The organism is Paenibacillus kobensis NBRC 15729, assembly GCF_004000825.1.
Classification (GTDB): domain Bacteria; phylum Bacillota; class Bacilli; order Paenibacillales; family Paenibacillaceae; genus Paenibacillus_T; species Paenibacillus_T kobensis.
The window spans coordinates 40761-52572 of record NZ_BILZ01000021.1 but is presented as its reverse complement, the minus strand read 5'-3'; the positions used below and the strand labels follow the sequence as shown (position 1 = coordinate 52572).

The 11812-nt window shown below is 43.3% G+C and carries 5 protein-coding genes; all 5 read left to right on the top strand.

What is annotated here, in order from left to right:
* The first annotated feature begins 26 nt into the window (after positions 1 to 26).
* The 5 genes from PKO01S_RS14005 to PKO01S_RS13985 all read left to right on the top strand — a co-directional run bounded on the left by PKO01S_RS14005 (position 27) and on the right by PKO01S_RS13985 (position 11625).
* Positions 27 to 2759, top strand: coding sequence for a bifunctional glycosyltransferase/CDP-glycerol:glycerophosphate glycerophosphotransferase (locus tag PKO01S_RS14005; RefSeq protein ID WP_127531971.1), 2733 nt, complete (start codon positions 27 to 29; stop codon positions 2757 to 2759).
* Positions 2760 to 2806: 47 nt separating this feature from the next.
* On the top strand, positions 2807 to 4105 hold the full coding sequence (locus PKO01S_RS14000; RefSeq protein ID WP_127531970.1) for a nucleotide sugar dehydrogenase: 1299 nt from the start codon (positions 2807 to 2809) through the stop codon (positions 4103 to 4105).
* Positions 4102 to 4908, top strand: a complete 807-nt coding sequence (locus PKO01S_RS13995) for an ABC transporter permease (protein ID WP_174818574.1) — start codon at positions 4102 to 4104, stop codon at positions 4906 to 4908. Before PKO01S_RS14000 ends, PKO01S_RS13995 begins: the two co-directional genes overlap by 4 nt.
* Positions 4909 to 4993: 85 nt before the next feature.
* The gene (locus PKO01S_RS13990; protein ID WP_127531969.1) at positions 4994 to 7444 is read left to right on the top strand and encodes a CDP-glycerol glycerophosphotransferase family protein; all 2451 of its coding nucleotides are present in this window, start codon (positions 4994 to 4996) and stop codon (positions 7442 to 7444) included.
* Positions 7445 to 7476: 32 nt separating this feature from the next.
* On the top strand, positions 7477 to 11625 hold the full coding sequence (locus tag PKO01S_RS13985) for a CDP-glycerol glycerophosphotransferase family protein (protein ID WP_127531968.1): 4149 nt from the start codon (positions 7477 to 7479) through the stop codon (positions 11623 to 11625).
* Positions 11626 to 11812 lie beyond the last annotated feature (187 nt).

Sequence of the window (11812 nt, the reverse complement as noted above, 5' to 3'; positions counted from 1 at the left end):
GAAGACGCACGCTGGAGTGATAGACAATGAAGAGCATAAATATTAGCGTCATCATTACAAGCTTCAATAAAGGTAACTATCTGGCTCAATGCCTGGACTCTTTGCTAGCTTCGCAAGTGAAAGGACTGCAACTTATTATAGTCGATGATGGTTCGACCGATCAAAGTCGTGACATCATACGAGATTATGCTAAGCGCTTTCCACAACTGTTGATTATTGAGCAGGACAATCATGGCGTCAGTCATGCTCGTAATCGTGGATTAGAACTAGCGGCAGGAGAGTATATTACTTTTCTTGATGCTGACGATTATATGGATGCTAACGTTTTGGTTAAGTTGTACAGACTGGCTCGCAATAAGGATGCAGATACGGCTATTGGACAAATCTCCTGCTTCGATGAAGAGCGTCGATGGTCTTTATCCTATATGGACCGTATGTTTTCAGCAAGCTCTGCTAGAACCGTTAGGCATATTCTTAATAACCCTGAGCTTCATTTGACGCCTTCTGTGTGCAATAAGTTGTTTCGGCGTGCGTTTATTGCAAGACTAGGTGTTCAGTTTGATGAGAGCATACAAGTTGGGGAAGATTTACTGTTTACCGAACGGTGCCTGATTGCCTCGAATAGAACGATTGTCCAGCCTTTGCCACTGTTGTATTACCGTACGCAGACAGAGGGGGGCAGCTTGTCCCGACAAGGGACTTTTCTTTATTTGGAACAACTGCTTGAGCTTCAAAATAAAATTAGTGCAATGTACGGCGAGCTTCACCGTGCGGATAGTATTCATTATATTGAGGCTAGGCAGCTTCGTTTCCTGATCGATACGCTGGCGAATACGGGGCGTTCCTTATATGAGCAGGATCGGACACGGCTCATGCGGCTAGTCCAGCAATTTGTCAGCATACTTGTTCTCCCTATCGACTTTGCAGAGTTGTCATTCAAGCAAAAACTTCTGTTAGAGGTGGCAAGGCAGAATGATGAACTGCATTTAGAACAATTTATAAGTAGGATTGTACATGCAGTGCCTGAAGGATCGTGGATGGAACGAAATGGAGAGTATTATCATGGTTGGATGCAATCATTTGAGCCCTATGCGGATTGTCTGAAGGCAGATGTGAGCAAGATTACCTATCGGCTCGAAGTACTCGAGAAATCAGAACAGCACTTTATAATTGGCGGTTATGCGTTCATTCCGAATATTTCTACTGAGGGCTGCCGGAAGAAGCTTGTATGTCGGAATGGAAATACGGTTATAGAATATGACTTGGCAACGTCACTGCGTACAGATGTAACTCACCAGTTCGCTGGACATGGCGTAAATTACGACCAGGCAGGCTTCGTCAATACAACGATTGATTTAGATCGGTTGCCGAATGTTGGCGAATGGCAGGTGTTCATACAACTAGCAGTGGGTAAGGGAACAGTGGTGGAGCAGCCGTTAGAAATTCGAGCTGTATCGCTGCGCAATCGGCTGATGCCGACCATAAGCAATAAGCTTCTGTATGCTACCCGTTACAAGAGGCGTCGTTATTTATCCGTAGTCATCAAGCCTGCTTCTATTCCGGCGAGAGCTGTTGAATCAGTCAGGCAACTTGCGGGGTATGTGCGATTTATTCTGTACTTGTTGAAATCGATGGACTTCCAAGCACTATTCTGTATGCTGCTCTATGTACTGTTCGGCACGTTCTTAAGAAAGAAGAACAGAGTGTTAATTGGAGAGCGCCGAGATACAGCGCAGGACAATTCATATCATCTGTTCCGGTATTTGCGTAAGAATAATCCAAGTTTACCAGTCTATTATGTTATTGACCGGAACTCTCGTGATTACGATAGAGTTAAGCCCTATGGGAACATTGTTTTGTTCGGATCCATTCGTCATACTATGTATTTACTAACGAGCTATATGACGATTAATAGCTATATCGAGTCTGCAAACATGTATACAGGTGCCTACAAGAACATAAAGAAGCAGTACCCGAACTGGAAGGCGAAGCATAAAGTGTTTCTTCAACACGGCGTTATCGGTGTAAGTCGAGTAAATCATTCACTACATCGCAATCGGACAGGCTATTCGTTATTTGTTGTTTCGTCTCCATTCGAGAAGCAGCATATCGTAGAAGAATTCGGCTACACCAACCAGGAGGTCATTGTTACGGGGCTCGCTAGGTGGGACCACCTCGAAGACTCAAGCGGTGGCAACGAAATTCTGCTAATGCCGACATGGCGTAAATGGATAAAGTCAGAAGATCAACTTGAGAAGTCGAACTACTGGCGGACCTATCACTCTCTGCTGTCCAGTCCACGGCTTCATGCCTTGCTGGAGCAACGTGATTGGAAGCTAACATTCTATCCGCATTATAAAACCCAACAACTGTTTGGCAGTCTTCCGGCCTATCATGAGCGAATTCAGGTGGTGCGGCAAGGAGAAGAAACGGTGCAACGACTGCTCAAGCGTCATCGTTTGCTAATAACGGATTATTCGACTGTCTCATTTGACTTTGCTTATATGGATAAGCCAGTCATGTTCTATCAATTTGATTATGACGAATTTTATTCGAGTCACTATAATGAGGGACCGATTGATCATAAGAATGACCTGTTCGGCAAAGTGCTTGGAACTGAAGAACAACTGTTAGACGAATTAGCGGCTTCCGGATTGCAAGCAGATCCCGTGAAGATGGCACAGTCTAATCGTTATATGAACCGGGGAAAGAAGCATACTGCCACGATCGTCGAGGAGTTGCTCCGCTTATCGCGGTGAACAAACGCCTTAAGCGCTATTGAGGAGAGAAGGGAGAGGGGAGCGTCATGAGTAAAATATGTACGATTGGATTGGGCTATATCGGCTTGCCGACGTCGGCGATATTTGCTCAATACGGCTCTGAAGTAGTCGGTGTAGACATCTCTAGAGATATTGTAGAGCAAATCAATGCAGGCAAACTTCATATCAAGGAACCGGGCCTTGACGAGATTGTAAGGGAAGTCGTTGCATCCGGAATGTTCCGGGCATCCTTGGTGCCGGAGTCGGCCGATGCCTTCATTATCGCAGTGCCTACCCCAAACTTGAATGATGATAACAACTCCTGTGATCTTAGCCATGTGTTGAAGGCTACAGCACAAGTGATTCCGCATCTTCAAAAAGGGAACGTATTGATTATCGAGTCGACGATTGCCCCCCGTACGATGGACGATTATATTCGCCCGATGGTAGAGAAGGCGGGATTTCTGGTTGGTAAGGACATCTATTTGGTTCACTGTCCGGAACGTGTACTTCCAGGAAAGATCTTGCATGAGCTCGTGTATAATAATCGTATTGTCGGTGGGATTACACCGGCATGTGCAGAAGCAGGCGAACGACTCTACTCGTTGTTTGTGCAAGGAGAAATCATTCGAACGGATGCCAAAACGGCAGAAATGTCGAAGTTAATGGAAAATACTTATCGGGATGTTAATATTGCGCTTTCTAATGAGCTTGTTCAAATATGCCATAGCCTTAGTATAGATGCATTGGACGTAATTAAATTAGCAAACAATCACCCTAGGGTGAATTTGCATCAGCCTGGACCTGGCGTTGGCGGGCACTGCCTTGCGGTCGACCCCTACTTCATCGTATCCAAGGCACCGGAATTATCTCGCATGATACGACTAGCCCGTAAGACGAATGAATCGATGCCCGAGTTTGTAGCAGATCGAGTCGCTGAGCTGTTGACTGGCGTGGAGAAACCAGTGGTAGCGGTATTAGGCATTACCTACAAAGCGGATGTGGATGATATCCGGGAGAGCCCGGCACTTGATGTCGTTACGCTCTTGGTTAAGGCCGGCTATGAGGTGCGTATCCATGACTCTAACGTCAAAACACCGATATACCGGATGATGTCCATTGAAGAGGCAGCTAGAGGGGCCCATATGCTTCTGGTGCTGACCGATCATCAGGAAATTAAGTCCTTCCAGTATGAACAGGTTGCAGCTTCGATGGAGCTCCCAATGCTGTTCGATACCCGGAATTGTATCAAGACGGCTGCAGATGGAAAGCTCCAAGTCGTCAACTTCGGAAACTTGCATCAATACATTCCACTACATAAGAAAGAGAACATAACTTCTGCATGAAAACGATTGGATGGCTAATTAAAGAGCATTGGACGAATGCTTATCTGATGTTGAGACTTTCTCTCTACGACTTAAAAACGATGCATGTTTCGAATCGACTTGGTCTGTTATGGTTTATATTAACACCGGCTATGCAAATTGGCATCTATTGGGCTGTATTCGGGCTGGGGATTCGCGGAGGGGCTCCTGTAGAGGGTACGCCGTTTATTATTTGGCTTCTGTGTGGCCTCATTCCCTGGTTCTATATTTCCGGTGGTATTATCCAGGGTACTCGTTCGGTGTATGTAAAGTTGCCGATGGTATCGAAGATGAAATTTCCATTAAGCGTCATTCCTACTACTGTAGTGTTAACACAATTATATACACATGTTGCACTCCTTCTTATACTTGTCACTATACTTGCATTCACTCAAGGAGTTACAATTCTAGCGCTTACAGGAATGCTATTTTATACAATATTGCTGACTGCATTCCTTCTAGCGCTTGCTCTGATTACATCAACTCTTGCGACATTGGCGAGGGATGTTCAGTTAGTTGTACAGTCTTTCACACGGATGGCGTTTTACTTCACGCCAATCATGTGGACGATGAATGAACGCACGCCGGATACATTAAAGAATGTTATGCAACTTAATCCACTCAGTTATTTTATTGAAGGATACCGCGAAAGCTTGCTGACCGATGATTTGAGTCAGATTGCAACCAAATCTTCTTTATACGTTGGTGCGTGTATAGTTGTCCTGTTTGTAGTCGGAGCGTGGATGCATATGAAAGCGAGAACGAGTTTTGTGGATCAAATGTAACCATTGAAGAGAAAGACCATTCCTGGGCTATCTTAAAGGGAATGGTCTTTATATATTTTCAATTACTGAGAAGGGGGTGCCCGAAATGCCTAATCCAAAACTGGCCGTATTCGTTACGCTTCAAAGTGATCAGTTTGAACAAACCTTCCTGTCGCTTCAGGAACAGCGTTGGAATACAGGCGAGGTGGATTTGCGGGCGTTTATTGTAGGGCATCCAATCAAAAACGCTCAATTGAAAGCCTCTCTATTAGGCTTCACTAGTGCAGAAGTGTTGCCATGCATGAATGCGGAATTGTATGTTAAATGTTTCAATGATGAACTGCGAAAGTGCCGCAGTCCATACATTGCCTTTCTAAATGAAGGGGAGACCATTCAACCGAATGCGTATGCTGAACTGCTGGAGTGTATCCAAATGCACAGCTCAGACCTTATCATGGGAGGTCAATATGAGTGGGACGAACATGCTCAGGAGCATCGAATGCTTACGATTCTCCGTTACGAGAAACTGAAGAAATATTTCTATAATACGAATCTAGAGCGTGAACCGGTGTTGGCCCAGTTGATAGGGATAAGCGGCAACAAAATTGTTCGCACGGATGCATTGTTAAGAGAGCATATCGAATTGACGGAAGTTGATGGGGATGTTCAAGTGCGGGAGTTTAATCGTCGCCTTCTTATGGGATTGGAACGAATCACTTATTTGCCCAAACGCATTGTTAATGTTAAGTCTCACGAGTGGGACACAACTTGGTTTCAAAATCAGCTGAATCAGATGAACGTGGTCCACAGCCGGCTTTCTAATGAATGGGCGAGATGTCATTACGAGGTGGCGGCGATGCAAGAACTGTTCGGCTTGATGGAGTCACCTGAATTTAACGAAATGCTGAGACCGGAAAGAATGGCTATCCTTAAAGAAGTGAAAGCAGTGACATCTGATTTTCAGTTTGAATTTATACGATCCATGCTTCCAGGCTACAGCGTAATAAGCAAGATGCTGCAGGGAAACAATTACGATGGGATTATTCAACATTTGGAACTATCCTGCCAATTGAAGCAATCGCAAGCAAAGGCGAGGTTGTATAGCCGTAATTATAAGCATATCAAAAGAAATGTTCGTCTAGCAGCTCTTCGAATTTATCAAATGGCGCACGGAGTGAAGCAGATTTTAAGAGGAAAGAAGTTCTCTTCTTCGTTAAACATACAGCCGCCATCTGAATCGAGTCCGGCTGCGGACGTGAATCGTCCGGTTAGTGAACCACTAAGGAAGATATATGAGCAGACCTCTGATTACAGTTTGCGAATCAAGAGGTACGATACCTATATCCGTAAATACGAGTCACTATTAGAGCGCCAAAACTACCGCCGACTTCTAAACGTATACCGTTCGTTTCAGAAAGGATGGCACTATGTACGAGAACAAAGCATCAAGTTTGCTGTGCAAAGTTCTGCGGAATTTGTCCGACTGACGAAGGGGAAGGAAATATGGTTGATTGCCGAACGACCGTCTCAAGCTGAAGATAACGGATATGAGTTTTTTAAGTATTGCAGGGAGACATACCCTAACCGGAATGCTTTTTATGTTATTGATCGGAACTCGCCGCATGTCGATCGAGTGAGCCAGTATGGCAATGTCATCTATCATTCGTCTTGGAAGCATATTATCTATATGCTCGCAGCAAGTAAATATATAAGTGCATGGACGACAAGAGAGAGCTTGATCCCTTCACGCGCATTTTTTAATCAGTTGTTCGGAGAGCAAGTAGCCAGCAAGATGAATATATGTCTTCAACACGGGATGATTATTCATAACATATCGCCTTATTTGCATAAGGAGTTGTACGGGTTAAATTATATATTCTGCAGTTCGAATAAAGAAAAAGAGATCATAAAGAACACATTAGGCTACCGTGACGAGGAGATATTCGTTACTGGACTGTCCCGGTTCGATCAACTGCGGCGTTCTACAGTTGAGAAACAGCAAATTCTTGTCATGCCGACGTGGAGAAGGTATTTATCGAAGCAGGATGAACAGTTTTTCGTACAAAGCGATTTTTATCGTATGTATGATCGACTGCTGAACAATACAAGGTTAATCGCCCTGCTTAAGCGTTATAATTACGAGTTGATATTCTATATGCATCATAATTTACAGTCTTTCAGCGGCTTGTTCCACAGCCGGTCTAATTTGATTAAAGTGATGGGTCCGCATGATGCACGAGTTGCCGAATTGCTTCGCTCAAGCAGATTGCTCGTAACCGACTATTCTTCCGTAGCTACCGACTTTCTCTATATGAAGAAGCCAGTTCTATTCTATCAATTTGATCCCTATCATAATCATCATTCTGAAGTAGAGGAGATTAAGTATAGGGATATCGGTGAGGTCGTACAGGATGATCAAGCTTTAATATCGGGAATAGAGCAAGTGTTGGAGGGCAGTATCGACATAGAGCGTCTGGAGCGACGTCGAAGTCGAGTATTTGATCAAATCGACGATCAGAACAGCAATCGTATATATAAGCAGATATGTAACTTATAATTTTAAACGCACGAAAGGGACGTACATATAAAATGACAGAATTGCGGTTGTTTCAATACAGTATTGAGCAAGATCAACTGTTAATGGATATAGATTTGGAGCTGTTGTCAGACCGTGAGCTACAGGTCGTACTGAAAAATCAACTGGACGGTATTGAGCAAACGCTGCCTATCCAATATGTAAACAATCGGGGGCGGATGGTATTATCGCTGCCATTGTCAGAAGTAAACTTCGCGAGGGAAGGGCAGCAGCGATTGGAGTTACTTATAGTAGATGGCGACGGCAGCAAGTATGAACCGATTGTAACTTCGCTGCCCCACAAGGAGATTTATTGCACAACTAGTTACCGGGCCGATTACAGAAGCAGTATAACCCCATATACATCGATTATGGGTGCTCTTGGGCTGCTTTGCGGCAACGCTGTAGCTGCTAGGGAAGTTTATTCACAAACCGTAGACATGAAGGTAACTGTGCAGGAGATTACATTGGCAGGGACCGATATGTTCTTCACGATTCCTACCAGAAACATTCTTGACCAGACGCAAATCTATGTCACGTTGGCGGATCCTGCGGAGCAGAATCCGATTATTGTACCTCATACGATCGTACATGCTACTCAGCAACAGATTAAGCTCCACATTGATCTAAATAGGGACTGGTCTCATAGTCCTCGCTATGACTTATTTATTCAAGAATTCATGGGCAAAAAGATTCGTAGGCATTGTATGGGGATTGTCGATTTGGAGGTCGGGAAGGACCGGAATAAATATTTCGAGCCGATTCGAATCGATCATAGCTTAACCCTTATTCCCTATGTAACGGGAGAAGGCTCCTTGGCATTGTTTGCAGGCGACGTCGTCGCTGCGGATAGAGCCAGAGGGATTGCGGTACATCCAATTCAGGTTATCTACTACGATCAAGTAATGGATGGGGAACAAGGGACTCTGAAGTTGCAACTGCAGGATTTGCCTCAAATTGCGCTTGAAGAGGATGCTGCTCTATCTTTCATGCTCAGACTAGAAGGTGAAGAGCGATACCGTGAGCTTGACGACTCATGTGTAGCATTGGATGAACAAGGGATGTTGTCGTTAAGTTTGGATGCTATATTTGCTCAAGGACATTATGTTGATGAGCAAAGATGGATGTTGGCTCTAAGCATTCGAGTAGTGGCAAACTCCTACGAATTTTATAGCGAAGAGACAGTTGATGTCGAGCCCAGAACAATAGAGGAAGCCGAAGCGTTCGCACAGGCAAGTACGGATGTAGAGGTAGGCGTTGATGAAGCAAGCTATGGGTTCAGGCCATCCGAGCAAGAGCAATTGCTGCTTTATAAATTCGTTAAAAAACTTGGCAATTGGAGACAAGAGGCATCAGAGCGATATAAATGTCCTGTCCGTACAACACCAGGGGTCCATGTTATTCGATATGAATCGGAAGAGAATGAACTTGTATTTTTAATCGGAGATGACGCAGTATATCGCAAAGATGTTTATACGAATGTCTCCAGCCTAACGGATATAGCAGGGTTGGAAGTGAACGGTACTAGTATTACATTTAGAGTCGAGGATAGTGTACTAATAAATGAAACGACGCGTTTTTTGCTTCGCAGCAGAGAGTCAAAGGAAGAATGGCGTGTTCCGCATACGGTTGTAGAATCTGCGATCATTATGATTGACGTGTCCAAGTTCATCGAACAGCATCTAGATCAAGATTCCAGATGGGATGCTTATATTCAAACCGAGTACGCTGATATCATTGAAGAAGGTAAACTAGGATTATTTAGTACGCCGATAGCAACGAATGAGAAGCGCTATTATCCTGCATTTGTGAATATAAGCGGCAGCGAGGACAGCAATGCGGGCGCTATATATTTGGATGCTAATAACGGACTTTCCATTGTTATTAGCCCGGCAGAACAGTTGTTCAACGAAGTGTATAAGATTGTTCCTAAGCAGGTTAGAATCAAGAATTTGGAAGTGAATGAATCTATAATCCGGTTTGATGTCAAGGAAAGCGACTTGGTTACAAAAGACACACGGTTCATCTTCCGTAATCGTGTTACCCAAGAAGAGTGGATTATACCTGCTCAAATAAATGGGCAGTTGGTTGAGGCAGACATTACGGATTTTGTTGAAGAACATGCGGATGTGGAATCCAGGTGGGACGCTTATCTACAGATCGAATATGCGGGTATTATCACTGAGGGCAAAGTAGGCTTGGAGGGCAAACCTATCGAACCTGCTTTGAAACGGTATTATCCGGCTTTAAGCAAATCAATCGCTAAATCGGATGAACAAAATGATCAGAGTGACAATGATCAGAGTGATGATGATGTTGCCATTAATGTAGTGGCGCCTTATTTAACACTGAAGAATGAATTGGCGGTTGTCATTCGTCCAATCATTAATTTGTATAATGAGAAACTAAAATCATCCGTTTCCGTAGAACGTTTTCAAATGAAAAATGGAACGGTAACTTTGGAAGCCAAAGTAGTATTACCAGAATGCAAGGAATACAGCATTGATCGTATGAGGCTAAAATTACGGAATAAGGCTGTAGTAATGGAATATGATATTCCCGCAGTAGAAAAGAGAGGCAGAAAAGAAGAAGCAATTGTGTCGTGCTCGATTAATCTAGCACAATACAATTTTATTCCGCTGTATTGGGATTTATTTGTGGTCGTGAATATTGAAGGCGAAGAGATTCTTGTCAAACTAAAAAACCCGACTCCGGAAATCAATAACAGGGTATCAAGCAGGATTATCGACCATGAATATCGGGTTGATGAAAAATACATGATGTACCCTTATATTACGTTAGATAAGTCAGTTTCCTTCTGTTATCGCGAGCGTGCTGCTTATGAAAGCCGTGTATATAAAATAAAGGAGAATACGGCTTATTGGGTATACCGTCTATTCCGGAAGTACTTCGATAAACGGAATATTTGGTTAGGTTATGAGAAGAATGCAAGCACAGCGCAAGATAACGGGTACTATTTCTTCGAATATTGTTATGAGAATAAGAAACACGACCACTATTATTTTATTATCAAAAAGGATGCCGCTGATTATAAGGATCTGCGAGATAAGAAGAACCGCATCATCAAGTTTATGAGCTTTAAGTATATGGTATACATGTATGCGGCGAAACTGCTGGTGTCCTCGGAATCCAAGGGACATAGCTATGATATCCGTATCAAAAAAGGGCGTCTCAAGAAAGCGCTGGATGAGAAAAAGTTTGTGTTCTTGCAGCACGGAGTAATTGCACTCAAGAAAATTGATAAAGGTGTCTTCAAGAAGACGAAGCATAGCGGAGTCGATCTGTTTGCTGTTTCATCTGATTATGAGCGGGATATTATTAAGAATCACTTCGGATACGATCAGAATGAAATAATTGTTACAGGACTATGCAGATGGGACGCGTTGCAGGATAAGTCTAGTAAAGAAAACAGAGAAATTCTCATCATGCCAACTTGGCGTTCATGGATGGATGGCATTATGGAGGAAGAGTTTGTACAGTCCAGTTATTATCACAACTATGTCAGTTTGCTGCAATCCAGAACATTGAAAGACCTGTTAGAGAAAAACAATATAAAGGCTCATTTTCTGCTGCATCCTAAATTTATTGAGCATGTCGATAAGTTTAGAGAAGAAAATAGCGCGATCCAAATTGTGCAATTTGGTGAAGTCAAGGTTAATGAACTGTTAATGAGATCTTCTATGCTGATAACAGATTATTCCAGTGTAGCTTGGGAAATGTACTATCAGCATAAATCGACTCTATTTTTCCAGTTCGATGCTAGTAAATACAATAAGCTGCAAGGCAGCTACATGGATATGGATACCGAATTGTTCGGTGAGCGTGCCTTTACGGTAGAGGAGCTAATTCCTCACATCGAGCTATACATTGAGCGCGATTTCAAGGAACAAGATAAGTATACCGATATGCGAAATTATTACTTCAAATATATCGATAAAAGAAACTCAGAGCGTACTTTAGCAGCTATAAACCGGAATGTTGGGAAGCTGTACGAAGAGTATGGAAGTAATGCTGCCCGTCAACGATCGCTATACAATAAACTTCGTGAAAGTAATATGGCAAGAGCGGTTTGGCGCAAGGGAACAAAAAACAAGCTAGTCAAATCATTGTTAGTCCGTATTAGGGACCTGGTCCGCCGCTAGATGTTGAAATAACATAAAGGAGCCGATTATGTTATGACAACATCGAAGTTAACTGATGCTAACTATCTTTTTGGACCTCTAACTTCGGAAGAAATTAGGGGTTCTTACATCGGCTATATTTCAAAGAGGACGTCTATTTGCGAGATACGGGAGAAAGTAGAAGGTGCGAGTGTAGTAGAGCGAGTTA